We start from the raw sequence: 19,379 nt of genomic DNA, 5'->3' as shown, positions 1-19,379 counted from the left end.
TGAGATACCATGAACCCCTTCACTCGCGTGCTTCCGTGATCGTCCACGATCACCTTGAAACACCGTCCGCGATCACGCTGAAACCAGCGTCCACGATCGCTGAAATGCGCAATCAACCAAATGAGGGCACTCTTCCTATCCTGCGTGTATCGAGCCCGATAAACTGAACCTGAATGACCATCAGCAATCTTCCCTCGCGCCTTGCGAACATCGAAGTCTTCCGTGACGAGGAGCTGCAGGAGCTGAGTCGCTGTGCCCAAGCCAACCCCCTCTTCTCCCTGCTTAAGAATCCAAGGTGGAAAGAAGAGTCGGCCATCGACTTCGCCTATACGTCGGCTCAGATCGAAGGGAACACCTATTCCCGAGCAGACACAATCACACTGCCAGCCTCCGGTCACTCTACGAACGTCGCCAGGCGCTGTACGAGCACCAGGCCTGGGCTCGCACCCATCTTGGGCTGATCGACCTGGATGAGGTCCAGCGGCAGAAGCTCGAACAGGTTCTCGCGGTCGCTGCCTTGGGGCCGCTCACCCGGACGACCTGGTGCGAACCGCCCGCATCTAACTGTACGGCAGACGAATCATCAATCCAGGCTCACGCTGAATGCCGACTGAGCCCGAAAGGCGTTCGACGCCACGGAGGCTGCGATGGCCGCAACGATCGAGACGGCGATTGGAAAGGCGGCGTTGCGCCAAGCCATCGATTGGGCCCGGGCATCCTACCCCGCAGCATCAGGCAGCCACCTGGAGTAGCTCAAGACACCGCCCCAGCGTCACTCGCCGAGCACGATCGCGGAGACCCTGGAGAAGATCCGCGTCCTCAAGGCATTGAGGGTGCATAACTGGGCGCTGGATTCGATCGCCCCGAGCAAGCAACAGGCCTATGCGGCTCACGTCGTGATGCGCTGCCCATCGATGACCGCGCGCATCGAACAGCGACGCCAGGCTGTGGAGGTCGTCTGCTTCCTGCGCGCGACGCTCATGGAGTTGACTGACATCGCGCTGCTGCAGGCATCGCATCCCGGGCATTGCGGGCAAGTTCGAAGCCCGTTGCCGCTTAGGTCCCGAATGATTGGCGGCGCGCCGGGCGACTGTTGACCGCATTGAACTTGCTGCGTGATGGCAACGTTCGCGTGAGTGAACAGTTTGAGCTCAGACCTGCCAGGGAAGGCCGCGCATCCGCTCGCGTTTTTCTTCCTCATCGAAATGCGCCAGGGAAGGTTTGATGAGGTCGCTGCGGGACACGATGCCCACCAGTTCCCCCGACTGCGGATGGCGCACCACAGGTAGGCGCTCCACCCGCAGCCGCGCCATCCGGGTGGCGACGCTGCGACAGTTCTCGCCCAGGCTGACCGTCGCCGGCGGCTCGCAGGCGTCGGCAACGGATGCGACCGGATCGGCGCTGTGGCAAGCCGAAAGGACGGCCCGATCGGCCATGCCGACCAGCACCCCGTCGCGCAGCACGGGAAAGGCGCGATGCGCCTGGCCCGGACCGAAGTGAAGCGAGAGGGCTTCCCGCACCGACAGGTCGGCATCGATGGTCTGGACCTCGCGGGTCATGACTTCCTCGACGGCATGACGCTCGAGCGGATCGATGCCGTATTCGCGGTAGATGTGGTACCCGCGACGCGCGATCTTCTCGGTCAGGATCGAACGCCGCATCGTCAGCACCGTGAAGCCGTAGGCCGCGGCCGAGGTCGCGAGCAGCGGCAGCAAGGCATTGCTGTCGTGCGTGAGTCCGAAGGCGAACACGGTGGCCGTCAACGGTGCACGCATCACGCCTCCCAGGGTGGCGGCCATGCACACCAGCGGCCACAGCAAGGGGTCGCTGCCGGGCAGCAGATGCCCAAGGGCCACGCCGAGACCGGCCCCCATCATCAGCAGCGGCGCCAGCACGCCGCCCGAGGTTCCGGAGCCGAGTGCAACCACCCAGATCACGACTTTCACGCCGAGCAGGGCCAGCACCGCTGCGAGTGCCAATCGGTTGTTCAGCAGATCCCCGATGACGTCGTAGCCCACCCCCAGGGCGCGCGGCTCGAGGTAGCCACCGAGCCCGACGACGAGACCGCCCATGGCGGGCCACCACATCCAGTGCAGCGGCAGCTTGCCGAACAGGTCCTCGACCTTGTAGAGCGAAGTCGAAAGCACCAGCGCCAGCACGCCGCATGCGAGCCCTGCAGCCGCGCAGTAGAACAGGACCATCGGATCCGGCACGGCCGTCTGCATCGGAAACAACGGGCCCGGTCCCATCAGCAGGGGCCGGGCGAAGCCGGCGACGGCACAGGCCACGGCCACCGGCAGAAGACTGCGTGGTCGCAGTTCGAACAGCAGCAGTTCCACGGCCAGCAAGACGGCCGCGACCGGTGTTCCGAAGACCGCCGTCATGCCCGCCGTCGCACCCGCCACGAGCAATGCCTTGCGCTCCCCCGCCGTCAGGTGGAAGTACTGGGCCAGCAGCGAACCGATCGCCCCACCGGTCATGATGATCGGGCCTTCCGCACCGAAGGGTCCGCCGCTGCCGATCACGATGCCGGATGACAGCGGCTTCAGTAAGGCGACCTTGGGCGACATCTTGCTCTTGCCGAAGAGAATGGCCTCGATGGCCTCCGGGATGCCGTGGCCGCGAATCTTGTCGGACCCATAGCGCGCCATGACGCCGACGATGAGGCCACCTATGACGGGCACCAAGATGACCCAGGCGCCGAGCGTATTCGTCGCCGGCGAGCGATCAGCCAAGGACAAGGTCTGAAAGAAGAAGAGGTTGGTAAAGAACCGGATGAGGTCGAGCAACACATAGGCGGCCACCGTGCTCAGAGCCCCGATCACCGCCGCCATTGCGGTGATTCGAAGGAGGCGCGTGTTAAGGGCGAAATCGCCGCGAGATGAATGACTCATTGCATTACCGGAAGATCGATCTGTGGAACCTGGAACGTGCCGCCGAGCGATTTCAGTTCGGCACGGTGCAATGCAGCGAGGCGCTGCAGCAATTGCTCGCCCTTCTCAGCCAAGTGGACTCCGACCTGCCTCCTGTCGCTGGCGTTCGGCCTGCGCTCGACCAATCCGAGCGCTTCGCACCGGGTGACCAATGCGACGGCGCCGTGTGACTGCATCTGCAAGCGCTCGGCGAGTTCACCAACGAACGCCCATGTTCGGTTCGGGAAGCCCTTCACATGGAGCAGCAACAAATACTGCTGCGGCGTGATGCCCTCGCCTTGTGCGGCGCGCTCCGAAAAGCGCTCGAATCGGCGCATCTGGTAGCGGAACTCGGACAAGGTTTCGAAATGCGCTTTGGTCAGCGCGCGGGGAGGGGCTGGCATAACAGATGGAATGTGCGAAGGGGCCGCATTTATATCATCTCGTGACATATTGACGGTCGGGGACTTGACCGGGCTGAGGATTGGTCAGGTGTTGTGGTCACCGTCGATCCTGGCCAGGCCGGTTTCGTAGAGCGCGCCGACGAGGTCCGTCTGCGTGACCATGCCCACCAGGCGAGACCGTGAATCGACCACAGGTAAGTGGTGAAATCCAGCATCGGACATGAGGGGCACGAGTTCGGCGAGCGGCGTCGAATCCAGGGCCGTCTTGACGTTGGTGCTCATGATCTGCCCGACCACTTCGTGCTTGTCTGAATGGGTGTGGTCCGTGCGTCGAAGGAAGGTCTTCAGGCGACCGCGCATCCCGGTGTAGTCGGACAGATCCGCGTGATAGATGAAATCGGACCGCGTCAGAATGCCGATCACATGTCGCGCCGAGTTCAGCACCGGCAACGCCTCGATTTCATGCACCCGCATGAGGGTCCAGGCCTGTGCCAGTTCGGTCCCGAATTCCACCGCCACGACATCTTTTGACATGATGTCGCGGCAGAAAGTGTCGCCGAAGCGTCGACGGAAGGCGTGCATCTCAGTGCGCCTGAACAATGCATCGAGGTCGTCCTCGCTGACGTCCAGAACCTGGTCATAGTCTTTCACTGCGGCCTGAATATCCTGTGCGGTGAATCCGAGCCGGGCCATGGGGACCAAATCGTCGGTTTGATGCGCGCGCTGCGCTTCGGGCTGTTGGCTATGCGGGTAGCGGCGCCCGGCCGCCCTGTTGTAGATCACGGCAACGAGGAGAAGAAGCATAGAATTCAGTCCTACTGGGGCCACGACGAATCCGTAACCTGCTGCGTGAATCTCGGGGCCGCCCAGCACCGCAGTCAGTGCAACGGCCCCGCTCGGTGGATGTACGCAGTGCAGGGCAAACATCGCACCGATGGCAAAAAAGATGGCAACTGCCGCAGCGGGTATGGGCGCATGAATGGTCTTGGCGCAGGTAACGCCGATTAGCGCTGCAACCAGATTCCCTCCCAGGATCGACCAGGGCTGCGCAAGAGGGCTCGCGGGCACGCCGAAGAGCAACACGGCGGAGGCGCCCATGGGGGCGATGAGCCAGGCCGCAGCCACCGGCGAGTCAAGCAGCACCGCACTAAGGAAACCCGTCAAGAAGATGCCGAGCAAGGCGCCCAAGCCGGAACGCAGTCGTTCGGCTTGGCTGACCGTCGCTCGAGCCGGCAACAGGGCCGTGAGCCAGCGCGGGAGCGTGAGATTCATAGGCAAGAGAAATGGGCAAAGCCTGCATTACATCACGACGTGATAGAACTAGACCCAGGTCGTAATGTTCCAGTCAGACCTCTCACGTCGCGGAAGGGGCGGCGCGAGGCGCGCAGCCGTTGGCGATCGAGCGCGAAGTGATGGCGCATTGGACCGAAGCTCGATACAAAGTTGTTTGCATGCTCGTGCCGGCGAAGCCTCGCATGCGCCGCTCGCGCTCAAAGGCGGGCGTCATGATGGTGGGATCTTGCCGTGTTGCGACCGCTAGGCTTGAAATCCGGCCAAGCGCACGGTCCGTCGGACCTAGCGGCTCCGGACAAGGTCCGCGCCGAAGTTGGGGTTGAGCAATTCCACCCCGGCCGACGTGGCGCACGCTCGGCTTGGCGAGCCTGGGCGTGATGAGCCGAGCGAGGCCGCGTGGAATCGAGGGAAGGCGGAGCACGCCGTCATGGACGCCGCCCTTGCGCTTCAACACGTGGACCCGTAGCTCCCAGTCGACGCCCACGCTGACCTGCACCCGCAGCGACGCCGCGGTCGGTTCGTGTTCCGCGGCCGCCGGGCGGCAGAGAAAGACGGTGCTGTCGCGAGCGCACGCCCACCTGCAGTCCGGCGATGTGGATGGCCTCGATCCCGTCCCGTGGCGCAGGCGGAGGTGGGTCACGCGCACCCGGTGGCGAGCCGCCACGACGGTCACCCCGAGACAGGCCTGTAGCAGCATGAACACCGAGCCCGCCGCCCAGGCCTGGGGCAGGCAGGCGACCGGATAGGCCCCCCGGCGCCTCGCCGGGCGCGCGCTCGAAGCCGCATAACAGCTCCGACAGGCGAAGCCCGAAATGCACGGCCGCTTCGAACATGTCGCCGAGCAACTGGACAGGATCTGAGAGCTTGCTGATCGAGGTTGTGACGCTAAGACCGGCGCTGGCTGCCCTTCGACCGCACCGCTATTGCTGCTCCGGCTCGAGGGCGCGGCGGCCTTCTTCTGTCAAGCAGACGAGCATCTCGTCCTGGTCCTCGGATTCAAGTGTGTGCACCAAGCCCGCGGCCTTCAGCGCAAGCACTTTGTTCATGGAATCTCTCTCGCAAACGAGCACAGGCAGTGCGTTCCTGCCCATTTGGGCAAGCAACTTCAGTGGCATTCTCTTGTCTCCTCTCTGAATCCCGTCGACGAGTCTCGAATTGCAGCAATCGGGTCGGCAGCGACTGCGGGCCGGCTTCTGACAGCACGCAGCCACTGACGTATTCATTCACGTGCAAAAAATGCGCGATTCTGGCCGCGCGGCGCGGGTAGGAAAACGACGACTTGTCACAAATGTGGGCCTGTTCGATGCTCACGTTTTCAAGGACGATTCGGGGGAAGTCCACGAATGAGGATGAACAACATTGGCAGCTTGCTGGACGAGCGCGACGCAGCAGTGCGGGCCCGGTCGACTCTGGCCGATGGTCGGATTTCAACCCGTGATCGACGGGCACGTGTGCGAGCAGAGCGACGTGCAAGGAGAGTGGTTCGGCTATGGGTTGTGTGTGATGGTTAAGCCGCGATTCGCTGCAATCGCACAGGGCATCGATTTCCCGATGACGCTGCGACGCACCACATTCTCTCGGCTCATAAATGCACGCGGGCGTAGGCCGAGGCATTTCGGCCTGTCGAGGACAGCGGCTGCCCGCTGGCGAAAAGGAGCTGACGCGGAAGTTGGTCCCTCACCTCATCTCTACCTGAAGCGCAGCGGCGAGGTCGCACAGCTCGTCATCGATCGGCCAGAGAGGCGCAATGCCCTTTCTCTTGCAATGTGGCGCGCGATCCCGCCGCTTCTCGCGGAGGTGTCAACCGACCTCACCATCAAAGTCCTGATCATCCAAGGTGTCGACGTCATTCGCTGCGGGCGCGGATATCGACGAGATCGCCGAACACGCCGGCAGCGAAGAGCTGGCCTGGGAGTTCATGGATTCGGTCCATCCTGCCGAGTCTGCGATCGGACGGTGTGAAAAGCCTGTGATTGCGATGATCCGCGGCGACTGCATAGGCGGCGGTGTGGAGTTGGCCCTCGCTTGTGACTTGAGGTTTGCCCAAGGAGGCTCGCGGTTTGGAATTACACCGGCGAAACTGGGCCTAGTTTACAGCCTGGCCCAAGAGCCTGGCCGATCTTGCCGAAGCCAATAATTGCGTAGCTCATATATTTTCCTTAGGAGGTTGCCGCGCCCGACGAGCTCCGAGTATCGAATGGAGTGACCGGCCGGGCGTGGCGCGTCAGATTTGCGCCAGGCCGCCGTCGACTGCGACCTCGCTGGCGGTCATGAAGCTGCTGTCCTGGGACGCGAGAAAGGCAGCCGCCGCCCCGAGCTCCGCCGGAGCGGCCATGCGCTGCAGCGGATTCATCGAGGCGAACATCTTCATGCCTTCCTCGCCTAGCGCTGCCTTCGCGAGTTCGGTCGCCGTCGGCCCGGGTGACAGCACGTTGACCCGAATACCGGTGCCCTTCAGGTCCTCCGCCCAAGTCCGCGCGAGGTTGCGCACTGCCGCCTTACTCGCGCTGTAGACGCTGAATGCAGGGGCGCCCGTGGTGCCGGCGCTCGATCCGGTCAGGATGATCGAACCGCCTTGCCCCATCAGCGGTAGCGCCTTCTGCACCGTGAAGATCGTGCCCTTCACATTGGTGTCGAAAGTCTCGTCAATGTGCTCGGCGCTGATCCCGCCGAGAGCAAGTGGGCTTCCCGCCCCGGCATTGGCGAAGACGATGTCGAGGCTTCCGCGCTCGGCCTTCACCGCCGCGTAGAGTCGGTCGAGGTCGTCCAGATCGGAGACCGAGCCCCTCACCGCGCGGGCATTGGGCCCGAGGTCGGCCACAGCGGCGTCGAGCGCTTCCTGCCGGCGGCCGAAGATGAAGACGAAGGCGCCCTCCTCAATGAAGCGCTTTGCCGCCGCGAGGCCGATGCCGGTAGCGCCGCCAGTGATCACAGCGGTCTTTCCATTCAGTCTGGTCATGTCATGAATCCTTAGTTGGAGTTGCAGGGAAGCTGAATAAATGCTTGCCTGAGGACAACTATGGAGTTCCGATAACCTATTGACAAGTATGCACTTTTTGGTAAGTATCAAAAAAATGACGATGCCTTCTCAAATCTGCGATACCGGCTGCGGGCTCAACGCCACGCTCCGCATCATTTCGGGCAAGTGGAAACCGTTGGTCCTGTTCTTCCTGCGCGACGGCCCGAGGCGCTATGGCGAGCTCAAGCGCTTGATCCCGGGCGTCAGCGACAAGGTGCTGATCCAGCAATTGAAGGATCTGGAGGCCGATCGTGTGCTGGCGCGGAACGACTACAAGGAAGTGCCGCCGCGTGTCGACTACGCGCTGACTGCGCTCGGTCGCAGCTTGGCCGAGGCGATCGTCCCGTTGTGTACTTGGGGAACCGAGAACGCGGCGGAAATGGCGAGCATCTTCGCCAAGCGAGACACCTTGTTACTACAGGGTGCTGAAAAGCTGACGAGACGGACGCCCCTCCAGTCCTGGGAGGACGGCACGTCGTCGGCTACGTCGATCAATCTGTCAAGAAGACGCTGACGGGCTTAGTGTTGGACTTGAAGCGGGAGCGCACGCGCGACCGGCTACCAAGCGCGATAGCGCCCAGCTTCGACCCAGACTCAGTCGGCGGTCTCAAATGCGCCTGCCGCTCCCGAGCCAGTCGGGACGATTCGGACTTGTTGCCAAAGGGCCTTCAACTGGTCGACGAACCATTTTCCGGCAGGCCCTGGAGGCGCCGAGGCGCGATGGAATGCGGACATCGTCAACATGAAACCCGTTAAGGGCATCTCGTCCACATCCAGGGTGACCAGCGTTCCGGCAGCGACATCCTTTTCGATCATGTGCCAGGGCATGCCGCCCCATCCCACGCAGTCTTTGAGAAAGGCATGTTTGGTGGACAGATCCGCCAGTCGCCAAGTCATCGGCGACGCAACAGCGAAGTCCCGGCCGGCCGTGAGGTCGGATCGGTCGGTGAGCACCAGTTGGACGTGCTGTGCCAGTTCGCGCCGCGGCACGCGTCCCCCAAACTTCGCGAGGGGATGACAGGGCGAGGCAACCGCGATCAACGGCAGCTCGCCCAGTCGCTCGCTGACCAACGTCGGGAAGGCACGCGGCAAGGGAGGAAGGACACCCAGGCTACATCGGCCGTCCAGAACTGGTTGATAGGCCGCGCCCAAAGCTTCGACAAAAAGCCGAAGCGGCGTCAATGGGAACTGGGCCGCGAACGCTTTCGCGACGGCGCTGACGACGCCGGTAGGGAAGAATACATCGATCACGACGGATAGCTCCGCCTCGACGCCGGACGTCATGAGCTTGGCGCGAGCCTTCAGCGTGTCCACGCTGTAGACGATGTTTCGGGCGTCCGCAAGCAACAGCACGCCCTCTGGCGTGAGCTTCGGGAATCGGCCCGAGCGATCGAATAGCACTACGCCGATCTGGTCCTCAAGCCCACCGACCCAGCCGCTCACGGCGGACTGAACACGGTTCAGCTTTCGAGCCGCCGCCGAGAAGCTCCCCTCGTCGACCGCCGCGATGAAGGTTCTGAGCTGATCCAGCGAAACACCATCGAGCATGCACACCCCTTCCATCTCAAATGGAGATGGATTGCATCTCAATATACCGTCTTCTCAGATGCCCCGGTCGTCGTCACCATTGGTAGCCAAGCAGCAAGGGGCATACGCAACAGCAGCCAGTTCGGCATCGCTCACGACCCTGGCCCCCCCAACAAAGGTATCTCCATGACTTATTCCATCATCGGCAGCGGCAGCGTCGGCAAGGCCCTGGCCAGCCAATTTGCCCGTCATGACATCACGGTCGGTATCGCCAACAGGCGCGGGCCGGGCTCGCTGGTGGCAATTGCCCAAGAGCTCGGCAACTCGGTGGCTCCGATGACGCTTGCGCAAGCGCTCGAGGCCGACGTGATTGTCCTCGCGGTTCCCTTCGAGTCGCATCGCGACGTCGCCAAGGCCGCCGCGACGTGGCATGACAAGGTCGTCATCGACGCCACCAACGCCTATGGCGTGCCGCTGTCAGACCTGGACAACTTGCCGTCGTCGGCGTTCGTGGCGAAGGCAATGCCCGGAGCGAAGCTCGTCAAGGCGTTCAACCATCTGCCCGCAGGCGTTCTTGCCCAGGAGGCCGGCACCGCCGCTGGCCGTCGGGTCATCTTCACGTCGAGCGACGATGAAGGCGCGAGCGCTACGGTGGCCGCCTTGCTCGAACGTCTCGGCTACGCGCCAGTCAGTCTCGGAAAGATCGCGGAAGGCGGGCAACTCGTTCAGGCGCGGGACAAGAGTTGGGCGCCCCTCATTTTCCAAGACCTGTTCAAACCGGCGAACTGAACTATGTACGACCATGTCATCTGGCCCACGCGTTACGACCCGAGGAGGTCGGCGATCTACGCACTCAACGACATCGACGTGAAGGCACCGCCTGAAGTGGTGTGGCAGCTGCTTGTCGACGCCGAGCGCTGGTCAAACTACTTTCCTCCCGAAGATCAAGTCAGGATCTTGACCGGCGAGACCGCACTTGGACTCGGCACCCACTACAGCCGGGTAACGGTGGGTTTTCCGATGAGCCTGATCGTGACGGAGTGCGCGCCCCTACGCAGGCTCGCGTGGGCGACGACGGTCGACGGCGACAAGACCGGTTCGAGCGCATACCACGGCTGGGTCATCACCCCGACGGAAACCGGTTGCCACGTGCTCACTGAAGAGACGCAACAAGGCGTCTTCTTCCTCGAAGAACTCGGACGCAAGCATCCCGGCGCGCTCTACCGATACCACCAGGACTGGGTGGAACGCCTCGCCCATGCCGCCGAAGCCGAAGTCGCCAAGAAGGCTGCTTTGACAACGCTGTCTTGAAACCTGAGCGCACAGCAACGCGCTCGCTTCACCAAAGAGAAACTCATGAAAATCGAACTCAAGGGCCGCAAGGCGATCGTGACAGGATCCACAGCAGGCATTGGTCGCGCGATCGCCGAAGGACTCGCACGTGCAGGCGCATCGGTCGTCATCAATGGGCGCGGGGAAGAGCGCGTCGCGACCGCGTTGCGCGAGCTTCGTGCGCTTCTGCCTGACGTCGACTTCGTGGGCGTGGTCGCCGACCTGTCGACGCCCGAAGGCTCAGCAGCGCTCGCGGCTCAGGTCAACGAGGCAGACATTCTTGTCAACAACGCAGGCACCGCGCATCCCAATGGCTTCTTCGAACAGGAAGACAGCGAATGGCTGGACCTGTTCCAGCTCAACGTCATGAGCGGTGTGCGCGCCGCACGGCACTACATGCCCGGGATGGTCAAGCGCGGCTGGGGCCGGGTCGTGTTTATCAGCAGCGAGTCCGGGGTCGCGATTCCGAAGGAAATGATCGACTACGGCATGACGAAGACGGCGCAGCTCGCCGTCTCTCGGGGACTGGCTGAATTGGTCGGGGGCAGCGGTGTCACCGTTAACGCGGTATTGCCAGGGCCGACCCGCTCCGAGATCCTGGGCAACTGGATGAGGTCGACCGCTGAAGAGCAAGGCATTTCGCAGGAGGAGGCTGAACGGAACTTCCTGAAGACGATGCGACCGACGACGCTCATCAACCGGTTCACGACGACCGAGGAGGTCGCGAACATGGTGGTCTATGCGTGCTCAGAGCAGTCCTCCGGAACGACCGGTGCCGCATTGCGCGTCGACGGCGGCGTCATTCGCGCCATCCCTTGAATTGCCTCGCCGACTCGCACCACTAGAGGCGGTCTGGCGAAGTTCGGTTTTTCAGCACCTTATCCCACGGAACACCCCATGTTCGAAGCAATCAATTGGCCGGCGGACATGACGCCCAGCCGCTCGCCCATTCATTTCACCAACGAGCTTGAAGTTGCCGTCTCACCGGAGACCATCTGGTCGCTACTCCTCGACACCACGAATTGGCCGCTCTTCTATCCTGGAGTCCAGGAAGTCCACCTGCTAGACGGGCACAAGGCGCTGCAAGCCGGCACGCGTTTCGAGACCAATCTGGCTGGCCAGGACGTCGCTGCATCCGTGCTGGAGTTCGAGCCCATTACCCGTCTCGCCTGGGGCGGTGGACCCAAGGCTTCCAAAGAATCCCGGGCGCATCACGCATGGATCATCACTCCGACTCGGCGCGGCGTTCACTTGTGGACCGAAGAGACGATGCAAGGCCCGCTCTGGCTAGAGCTGGCGAAGGAGGCGCCTGACATTTTCTGGCGCACCCACGAGAAGTTGCTGCAAGACTTAGCGAAGGTAGCCGTTGAGTACGAAACCAGATTCAGGAAGTAACTCCGGCCGTCAGTCCCGTCCACATTGTCAACGGCTTTTTCACCACGCGCTCGATGCTTCAGTCAGGCAAGAGCAAGGGCATCGCGGGTTACAGCGTCCAAACGGCCGTGGATGCGAGACATCACCTGATCGTGGCGCACGACCCTCCGGCTGAACAAGTCCCGCCTAAACTGTATCTTTGCTTAAGTCGACAAGCTTGTGTACGGACCGGGAGAGGCGCAAGGCTGGCCGCGGACGCAACGAACGCACCCTTTCTCTAGTCGCCCACGAGGCTCAGCGGCTGCGCGGCATGGCAGTTCGCGAGCTACTCAGAGGGACTGGTAGTCATGAAGTGATTCTTGGCTCGTTCGTTGGTTTTCCAACTCGGAGAAAGAGCCAGAAATCGACCGCGGGGGCAGGCCCGCTTCTTTTATCGCGACAGAGACGGAGTTGGTGATCTAGCGGATATCGACGTTCAAGGCGATATTCCAGCTCGCGGCGCCGTTCTTTGCCAAGCCGATCAGCATCAAGCCAAGCGCTTCGAGCGTCTGCGCCATGTGCAAGCCGCCGACATCGAGCGGACGCAGCCCAAGACTCTCGATGAAGGTTGAGACGCGCGCCTTGGCCTTCGCATCGTCCGCTGCGATGAACGCGTCAAGGCGCCCACCCTGCGCGAGCACATGTCCGAAGAGTGTGTTGAACGCCTTGACGACATGTGCCCCGACTGGAGCGCTCTTGCCGATCTCCTGCGCACCAGAACTGCCGTAAGGAGTGACAAGTCCGGTGAGGTCAGGGGATACCGGATTGCTGATGTCGATGATTACCTTGCCGTTAAGCGCGTCCCCGAAGTCGGCCACCACCGCCGTCGCATGGGTGTATGGCACGGCGAGGATGACGATGTCGCCCGCCGGGACCGACCCATACGTCCCCGTGGTCGCACCGGCTGCGAGCTCGCCGGCCAGCTTTCGTGCCTTGGCCGTGTCGCGACTGACTACCTCGACGGTGTGTCCCGATCTGGCTGTGAGACCGCCGATCGCCGCAGCCATGCCGCCTGATCCGATGATGCTGATAGTGCTCATGTCAAATGCCTTGTGAGATGGTGAGTTGCCCGACTCATCGAGCAGGAAAGTAATGGCCGTTGTCAAGGTTGTCGAGGAGGCGGGGGTGTGCGGACTCCCAGCCGAGGGTCTGGCGCGTGATGTCATTCGACGCCGGGAGATCCAGCGTGACCAGATTGGCGAGGAATCCAAAGTACCCCGGCAGCATCAGCACGTCCGCGGGAATGCTCACGGCGGGCACGCCCAGGCGGCGGCCGATGGCCTCGGCGATCTCGCGGAACCGGATGCCTCCGCCTTCAACCCCATGCCAATTCTTGCCAGCCGAGCCTTTCTCCAGCGCGAGGCGGAATAGCGAAGCGAGATCGCGGCCATGCACGGCAGGCCATACGTTCGCGCCGTCTCCGGGGTAGCCGCTGGCGCCCTTCTCCTTCGCGAGCGCGATCAACAAGGGGAGGAAGCCGACATCGGTCGTACTGTGCGCGATGGGAGGAATACGCACGATCGAAGACCGCACGCCCCGCTCCGCGAGACCGATCACGGTTCGCTCCACGACGTTGCGAACCCGCAGGGTGCCCTTGTACTTGTCGCCGGCCGGAAGCGCCGGGTCTTCCTCGGTTGCTGGCCGTCCCAGGGGTTCCCACCCCGGCGAGCCAAGGCTCCCCGACACGATTAGCGGCTTCCCAGTTCCTGCCAGTGCGTCGCCGTATGCGAGCATGACCTGAAGCTCCGCGGCGGCCACCGCATCAATCCCGCCGGACGGGAGCAAGTCTTGCCTGTGTGCGACGTGAATGACGCCATCGGACTCCGTCGCTGCCGCCTTGAGCCCATCGAGGTCGGAAATATCTCCGCGACGCACCTTGGCGCCGAGCGCGAACACCGCTTCAGCGGACTTGTCTGACCGGGCCAAGCCAGTGACCTCGTGACCCGCTGCGATGAGCTCGGGGATGATGTACGAACCGATATGGCCGGTGCCGCCAGTGACTAGAACTTTCATGCTGTAGCTCCTTGTGATGACTAGATAAAGTGAATTGGTGCCGCTCAACCGAGCAGACTTACGCCAAGTGAGAAACGGCTGTGCTTGACGGAGTGGGCGAGCAGGCCCAGCGAGAGCAGAGCAAAGTGCTCCAGCGTCTGCGCCATGGGCAGCGGCCCGACATCCAACGGACGCAGTCCGAGGCGCTCAATGAACGCCGAAACGCTTGCCTTGGCTGGCGCATCGTCTCCGGCGAGGAACACGTCCAACGGGTGGCCGCCAACCGGACCGGCAGCCAGGACGTGGGAGAACTGGGTGTTGAAAGCCTTGACGACAACCGCATCGGCAGGGGCAATCCTCACGATCTCCCGGGCGCCGAAGCTGCCGTCAGGAGTCACGAATCCTTCGAAGGTGGAATCGATGGGGTTGGTGATGTCGACGAGAAGCCTGCCCGCGAGCCTTTTACCGTACTGCTTCACCACATCGAGAACGATTGCGTAGGGAACTGCCATGATGACGAGGTCCCCGGCCGGCGTTGCACCGAACGGTTCTGCCGTCGCGCCAGCGCCCAGCTGCCTGGCCAGAGCCTGAGCCTTCGTGGCGTCGCGGCTCATTACCTCGACGGCGTATCCGGCCTTGGCGGCCAGGCCACCGATCGCTGCGGCCATGCCGCCTGAGCCAATGATGCTGATCGTGTTCAACTTGATTTCTCCTGTCGTGTTGCTGGGCAGCACCACTGTTCCCACGGAAGCAAAAGGCGCGGTATGATTCGAATCACTGATCCAATTATGTGGATCAGTGATTCATTTGTCAAGAAGCCTATGCGAGCCGACGCAAGAAAAAATTACGACCATGTCTTGGCGGTAGCGCGGGAAGTCGTAGCCGAACACGGTGCAGATGTGTCTATGCGGGACATCGCGCGCCGAGCGGACGTAGGCTCGGCGACACTGCTGCGCCATTTCCCGACGCGAGAGGCCTTGTTTGAAGCGCTGCTGTGCACTGACCTGGACGCACTGACGCAAAAGGCAGACGAACTCGAGAAATCACAGGCACCCGATGAAGCGCTGGTGGCCTGGCTTGGCGCTTGGGTGTCATTCGCTCAGAGCTATCGAGGCGCTGTCGCCCTGATGGCGGCCGCCCATTCGAATCCAGACTCCGCGCTTTACGCCTCATGCGCAGCGGTGCACTCAGCGAGCGCGCGAATTCTGGTCCGTGCGCAGGCCAATGGTCTGGCTCGCGCCGACATGAATGGGGACGACTTGTTCGGCCTGATGTCGGCGCTTGGCTGGCTCGTCGATCTGCCCTCATTCGCGCCGCGGGCCGATCATCTTTCTCACATCATCGCGAGCGCCATTCTGCCGAATCGGGCGAACGGTGGTGCCGAGAAGCAAGGGCGCTGAGTCAGATTGGTGAGCTGGGACGCACATGCCACGAGGCGGGCACTTCGCTGCGATGGCGCGTAGCGCTTGCGAAAATGTTCACTATCTCCGCTGCGTTCTTGGTTCCCCAAATGCCCGGCGGGACGTTTGCGCGACGCAAGTTTGGCAGCCGCCAGCCAACATCGGATTTCCCAAGGATTCACCTAAACCGAATCGAGAAGGCAATCACACCCGAGGTAACGTCACCGCTGGCGCGCAACGCATCGAGCTAAGCAAGAAGTGGGGGGTACTTTGTTCGAAAGCAGCCCTATGGTTCCGATGCTTTCCTGATCGCCAACAAAGGGGACTGCGCTTGGGAGGCTCTTCGAGGTCACCGCATCTCCCGCAATCCGCCATGAACGCATCGAAGTGTCGTGGAACACCTTGGGCATGGTCTATGAGGATGCGCAACTGGAGACGCCGACCTTGGTCTTTGGTCGGCCGCGTGGTTCCGCGCAAGTAAGGAGGCAGGTTCGCCCCGGTGCATTTGCCGATGAATCTTTGGCACACGCCGATGGGGCGCTACGGCCATCCGAACGAACTGGTTAGCGGCTAGCCGTTGGTTGCCCCGCCGACAGCGATTTACATCGCCGGCCAGTCGCTGATGGTGGGGATGTGGCCGACGGTACGCTGGTGGAGCTCGATGTGGATGAGATGCTGCGAACGGGCTTCATACTGACGCCTTTTCCACCATGAGCAGCGGCATTCCGCCCCAGCCGACATCATGGTTCTGGAAGGTATGCTTGGTCAAAAGGTCGGCCAGCCGCTAGGTCAACGGTGAAGACAAGGCGAAATCCTTCCGGCCATCAGCGCGTAGCGGTCGATCACAACCAGTTGCACATGCCCGGCCAAGACTCCAGATGGGGTGCGGCCGGTGAAGTGCGCACCTGGATGGTTGGCAGCGGCCACGGCCGCCAAGGGGAGGTCGCCCAGCCGTTCGCTTGTGAGGGAAGAAAACGCCTGCGGCAGTGGCGGCAAAATGCCCACACTGCAGCGCCCGTCCAGCACCGGTTCGTAGGTTGCGCCGAGTGCCTCCACAAAGAGTCGACGCCCTCATCAGATGCAGGCCCCTTTAATATCCGGGGTCATCAAATGGAGGCGACAGAGTCATACCATCTGCTCGGGCTGGCGCGCTCGGTATAAGCTGAGGTCTGACACATTAACAAGGCGCAATCGAGCGTCCCTACCAGACCGATGGAAAGACTACCTCCGCTTAACGCGCTTCGGGCCTTCGAGGTGGCAGCCCGCCATTTGAGCGTGACACTCGCTGCAGACGAGCTTTGTGTCACGCCGGGCGCCGTCAGCCGGAAGATTCGGGAACTCGAAGAATTCGTCGACACGCCACTTTTTGTTCGTGGCCATCAACAGATCGCGTTGACGGCAGAGGGCGCCGACTATTTCAAGTCGATTTCGCGTCTGTTCACGGAGGTGCGTGAAGCAACGTCGCGACTGGGACGCAGGTCGCAGAGGCAGCAACTCAAGATCCGCGCCTACAGCACCTTCTCGACGCGATGGCTGATCCCCCGCCTCTCCGACTTTCATGATCGTTACCCAGAGATCGAAGTGTCACTGACCTCCTCGCTGGAAGAAGTCGACTTCGATCGCGACGAGATCGACTGCGCCATCCGCCTTGGCGAAGGCACCTGGCGCGGCGCCAACAGCTATTGGCTGGTTCCCAATGTGATCTGCCCGGTGATGAGTCCGAAGCTGCCGCGTGCGGATGCGCCACTCAACGCACCGGAGGACTTGGGCCGCTACACGCTGCTGCATTCACTGGCGCGCATTGATGACTGGGGCGACTGGCTGAGGTCGGTGGGCGAAACCGGGATCGATCCACTCGGCGGCGCGACCTTTCAGATCTCGTCGATGGCCTATGCGGCTGCGATCCGCGGACAGGGCATAGCGATGGCACAACTCTTCTTGATTGAAGACGAGCTTCGCAGCGGCGAACTAGTGAAGGTGTTCGATCGTGGGCTCGAACGCGGACGCTTCACCTACTACCTCCTCACACCTTCCGACCGCCCGGAAAAGCCACAAGTCACCGCATTTCGCGAATGGATCCTGGCGCGCGTCATCGGCTCCGACGACGCATCAGCTTGAATCGTCGTCCTCCACGAAGCGGCTGCGCGGGCGAATGATGTAGCCGCTCTCCCGCTGTTCGAAGGCGTGCGCAATCCATCCGGCTGTTCGTGACAAGGCCAGCAATGCCCCGGCAGTACCGCTCGGCAAGGCCAGCGCGTCGCACATGGCCAATAAACCAAGGCCGACGTTCGGCGCAATGCTCAATGCGCGGCTGGCCTGGTTGATCCAGTCGACGAATCGGCTCGCGCGGCCTGCTGCGGCATCTAGGCTACGCGCCATGTCCATGAGAAATCGACCGCGCGGATCACCCACGAGATAAGCCGGATGGCTGTAGCCGGGCAAGGTCTTGCCGTCGGCCTGCCAGTGTGCCAGCGTCTCGATGTAGCGAGACACATCACCCGCCCCACGCAACAGGTTCTCACTGGCCTCGGCCACCAACAAGCCCTCGAAGGACGACAGCGCTCCCGTCACCGATGAAAGCAGGTTGGCGCCAACCGACGCGCTGATGCGTGTCACGAACGTCGCGGTCGCGAGCTCGTGGTCGGCACACAGTACCAGCGCGGCGTCGACCGCTTGCACTGCCTCGTCGCTCGGGTGCGCGCCCGCACTGCGAAGCAGCAGTTCAGAGATGCGGCTTGGCGCGTTCGGCAGTTCGAACCTAGGATTCGCGCGCAAGAGCCCGAAGGCGGCCGCCAGCACCGCGATCAGTTGCTGTGCGACGTGCGCCGGCGCTTCTTCGCGCTCCGTCCAGCCATCGCCCAACGATGCGCCGTAGCTCTCGATCGCAAGAACAAGTAGCGGCAGTGGTCTGTTGCGCCGCGCTATCGCCGCGATGCCGGTTGCGAGCTGCTTGAACTCCGCGGAAGCTCGCGGTAGTGACCAGCGCGGCTCATCTACAGGTAGCTTCGACGTCCACAACAGTTCGGCGCAACGTTCAAAGGAACAGTGCGATGTCGCCAGTTCGAGTACCGACAGACCGCGGTATTGCGGCCCATCCGACGTGAGCCGCGTGATCGCGCTTTCAAGTACCGGCGACCCGCCCCACTTCAAGGCGCGCTCCGCCGGACTTGGCAGCGCCCCTTTGAGTCTACCGCGCAGGCCGACCGCTTCTACGTCCTCGCGAAAGTAAAGGTTTGCCGATGCTCCGGGCGCATGCGCGGTCCTTATGAGGCCGCGGCTCACGTAAGCGTAGAGCGTCTGCCGTTTGACGCCGAGCTGCTCCATCGCCTCCAGCGATGTCATCAGTTCTGAGTGCGAGACCACACTCTCTGTTTCGACGTCGGCCGAACGGCGTCGATACTTCTCATGCGGCGCCGGCGCGGTGGCGCCGATCCCCAATGAAGGAAAGAAGTGCGGAGGAGTTGATCCGTCAGTGGTCATGACTCATGTTGATTGGCGATCAAGATGTACGCCGCCCGGGGTTTGGTCGAGGATCGCCTTCATTGCAAGCCACTAAAGAAAGCCATGGAAACCAACCAGCCTCTGAATGAAGCCTCCGACATTTTCGATGCGCTCGACCAGCTCGTGCGCCCGGGCATTCCCTCATTCTTCACCCTCGCAGCACATCTGCCGACCGAAGGTCGGACGGACACGCCGGTCGCAGCCTCCGAAAACATGACGGTACTCGTAAAGAGCTACGCGTCAGGCGGCGAGAACGAGTTGCATGCGCATCCGAATGAAGACCATGCCTTCATCGTCCTGCAAGGCGAGGCTACTTTCTATGGGCCCAAGAATGAGACCAAGTCGTTGCGGAAACACGGCGGCGTCATGCTGCCGCATGGCGTGTTCTATCGCTTCCAGTCAACCGGCTCGGACCCACTCGTGATGATCCGCGTCGGCAGCAAGACGCGCAGCGACGACGACGTCTATGCGCGGGTCGACATGGAGGGCCACCACTTCCCGGGCAATTCCAAGGCCAACCGGCAGGTTCCGCTCTCTCTCTCCGGTCAATGGTTCGGCAGGGACTGAGCGACCGAACGTGAAGGAC

General features: G+C 62.4%; 19 protein-coding genes and 1 pseudogene. 10 read left to right on the top strand and 10 right to left on the bottom strand.

Features of this window, described 5'->3' with window-relative positions:
• Positions 1 to 833 precede the first annotated feature (833 nt).
• Positions 834 to 1,097, top strand: coding sequence for a hypothetical protein (locus tag QZH52_RS30985; protein ID WP_301814875.1), 264 nt, complete (start codon positions 834 to 836; stop codon positions 1,095 to 1,097).
• A gap of 54 nt (positions 1,098 to 1,151) precedes the next feature.
• Here QZH52_RS30985 and QZH52_RS30980 read toward each other — a convergent pair whose 3' ends face one another.
• The 4 genes from QZH52_RS30980 to QZH52_RS30960 all read right to left on the bottom strand — a co-directional run bounded on the left by QZH52_RS30980 (position 1,152) and on the right by QZH52_RS30960 (position 5,655).
• On the bottom strand, positions 1,152 to 2,894 hold the full coding sequence (locus QZH52_RS30980) for a chloride channel protein (RefSeq protein ID WP_301814872.1): 1,743 nt from the start codon (positions 2,892 to 2,894) through the stop codon (positions 1,152 to 1,154).
• A complete protein-coding gene (locus QZH52_RS30975) occupies positions 2,891 to 3,316 on the bottom strand; it encodes a MarR family winged helix-turn-helix transcriptional regulator (RefSeq protein WP_301814869.1) in 426 nt (141 codons plus the stop codon). Before QZH52_RS30975 ends, QZH52_RS30980 begins: the two co-directional genes overlap by 4 nt.
• A gap of 84 nt (positions 3,317 to 3,400) precedes the next feature.
• Entirely contained in the window at positions 3,401 to 4,588 is a 1,188-nt protein-coding gene (locus tag QZH52_RS30970; protein ID WP_301814866.1) for an HPP family protein, read from the bottom strand.
• Positions 4,589 to 5,529: 941 nt separating this feature from the next.
• A complete protein-coding gene (locus QZH52_RS30960) occupies positions 5,530 to 5,655 on the bottom strand; it encodes a hypothetical protein (RefSeq protein ID WP_301814865.1) in 126 nt (41 codons plus the stop codon).
• A gap of 821 nt (positions 5,656 to 6,476) precedes the next feature.
• On the opposite strand from QZH52_RS30960, the gene QZH52_RS38745 reads away from it, so the two are divergent.
• Positions 6,477 to 6,746, top strand: a complete 270-nt coding sequence (locus QZH52_RS38745; protein WP_366919340.1) for an enoyl-CoA hydratase/isomerase family protein — start codon at positions 6,477 to 6,479, stop codon at positions 6,744 to 6,746.
• Positions 6,747 to 6,833: 87 nt separating this feature from the next.
• Here the strand turns inward: QZH52_RS38745 and QZH52_RS30955 are convergent, their stop codons facing one another.
• Positions 6,834 to 7,568 carry an SDR family NAD(P)-dependent oxidoreductase gene (locus QZH52_RS30955; protein WP_301814864.1) on the bottom strand — a complete coding sequence of 245 codons (735 nt, stop codon included), beginning with the start codon at positions 7,566 to 7,568 and terminating at the stop codon, positions 6,834 to 6,836.
• A 115-nt stretch (positions 7,569 to 7,683) separates the two neighbouring features.
• On the opposite strand from QZH52_RS30955, the pseudogene QZH52_RS30950 reads away from it, so the two are divergent.
• Positions 7,684 to 8,040 (top strand): annotated as a pseudogene (locus QZH52_RS30950) (winged helix-turn-helix transcriptional regulator); the annotation flags it as partial.
• A 182-nt stretch (positions 8,041 to 8,222) separates the two neighbouring features.
• Here QZH52_RS30950 and QZH52_RS30945 read toward each other — a convergent pair.
• Positions 8,223 to 9,176, bottom strand: a complete 954-nt coding sequence (locus QZH52_RS30945; protein ID WP_301814863.1) for a LysR family transcriptional regulator — start codon at positions 9,174 to 9,176, stop codon at positions 8,223 to 8,225.
• Positions 9,177 to 9,341: 165 nt separating this feature from the next.
• On the opposite strand from QZH52_RS30945, the gene QZH52_RS30940 reads away from it, so the two are divergent.
• From QZH52_RS30940 to QZH52_RS30925, 4 genes are all read left to right on the top strand, one after another.
• Positions 9,342 to 9,944: an NADPH-dependent F420 reductase gene (locus QZH52_RS30940; protein ID WP_301814862.1), complete on the top strand. Its 603-nt coding sequence runs from the start codon at positions 9,342 to 9,344 to the stop codon at positions 9,942 to 9,944.
• A 3-nt stretch (positions 9,945 to 9,947) separates the two neighbouring features.
• The gene (locus QZH52_RS30935) at positions 9,948 to 10,466 is read left to right on the top strand and encodes an SRPBCC domain-containing protein (RefSeq protein WP_301814859.1); all 519 of its coding nucleotides are present in this window, start codon (positions 9,948 to 9,950) and stop codon (positions 10,464 to 10,466) included.
• A gap of 45 nt (positions 10,467 to 10,511) precedes the next feature.
• Entirely contained in the window at positions 10,512 to 11,306 is a 795-nt protein-coding gene (locus QZH52_RS30930; protein ID WP_301814857.1) for an SDR family NAD(P)-dependent oxidoreductase, read from the top strand.
• Positions 11,307 to 11,384: 78 nt separating this feature from the next.
• Positions 11,385 to 11,882, top strand: coding sequence for an SRPBCC domain-containing protein (locus QZH52_RS30925; RefSeq protein ID WP_301814854.1), 498 nt, complete (start codon positions 11,385 to 11,387; stop codon positions 11,880 to 11,882).
• Between the two features lie 437 nt (positions 11,883 to 12,319).
• Here the strand turns inward: QZH52_RS30925 and QZH52_RS30920 are convergent, their stop codons facing one another.
• From QZH52_RS30920 to QZH52_RS30910, 3 genes are read right to left on the bottom strand one after another with little or no spacing between them, the layout of a single operon-like run.
• Positions 12,320 to 12,940: an NADPH-dependent F420 reductase gene (locus tag QZH52_RS30920; protein ID WP_301814851.1), complete on the bottom strand. Its 621-nt coding sequence runs from the start codon at positions 12,938 to 12,940 to the stop codon at positions 12,320 to 12,322.
• Positions 12,941 to 12,974: 34 nt separating this feature from the next.
• A complete protein-coding gene (locus QZH52_RS30915; protein WP_301814848.1) occupies positions 12,975 to 13,913 on the bottom strand; it encodes an SDR family oxidoreductase in 939 nt (312 codons plus the stop codon).
• Positions 13,914 to 13,957: 44 nt separating this feature from the next.
• Positions 13,958 to 14,599, bottom strand: a complete 642-nt coding sequence (locus tag QZH52_RS30910; RefSeq protein WP_301814880.1) for an NADPH-dependent F420 reductase — start codon at positions 14,597 to 14,599, stop codon at positions 13,958 to 13,960.
• A gap of 114 nt (positions 14,600 to 14,713) precedes the next feature.
• On the opposite strand from QZH52_RS30910, the gene QZH52_RS30905 reads away from it, so the two are divergent.
• Together QZH52_RS30905 and gcvA are read left to right on the top strand one after the other, a co-directional pair.
• Positions 14,714 to 15,292, top strand: a complete 579-nt coding sequence (locus QZH52_RS30905; protein ID WP_301814878.1) for a TetR/AcrR family transcriptional regulator — start codon at positions 14,714 to 14,716, stop codon at positions 15,290 to 15,292.
• Between the two features lie 1,212 nt (positions 15,293 to 16,504).
• Positions 16,505 to 17,410 carry a transcriptional regulator GcvA gene (gene gcvA / locus QZH52_RS30900; protein ID WP_301814844.1) on the top strand — a complete coding sequence of 302 codons (906 nt, stop codon included), beginning with the start codon at positions 16,505 to 16,507 and terminating at the stop codon, positions 17,408 to 17,410.
• Here gcvA and QZH52_RS30895 read toward each other — a convergent pair.
• Complete coding sequence (locus QZH52_RS30895) at positions 17,402 to 18,772, bottom strand: citrate/2-methylcitrate synthase (protein ID WP_301814843.1); 1,371 nt, start codon at positions 18,770 to 18,772, stop codon at positions 17,402 to 17,404. The genes gcvA and QZH52_RS30895 overlap by 9 nt on opposite strands.
• An 84-nt stretch (positions 18,773 to 18,856) precedes the next feature.
• Here QZH52_RS30895 and QZH52_RS30890 point away from each other — a divergent pair, with 84 nt between their 5' ends.
• Complete coding sequence (locus QZH52_RS30890) at positions 18,857 to 19,360, top strand: cupin domain-containing protein (protein ID WP_301814841.1); 504 nt, start codon at positions 18,857 to 18,859, stop codon at positions 19,358 to 19,360.
• Positions 19,361 to 19,379 lie beyond the last annotated feature (19 nt).

The organism is Variovorax ginsengisoli, from assembly GCF_030486595.1.
Taxonomy (GTDB): Bacteria; Pseudomonadota; Gammaproteobacteria; order Burkholderiales; family Burkholderiaceae_C; genus Variovorax; species Variovorax ginsengisoli_B.
Note: the sequence above shows the minus strand (reverse complement) of the source record. Positions and strands in the feature narration are given on the sequence as shown.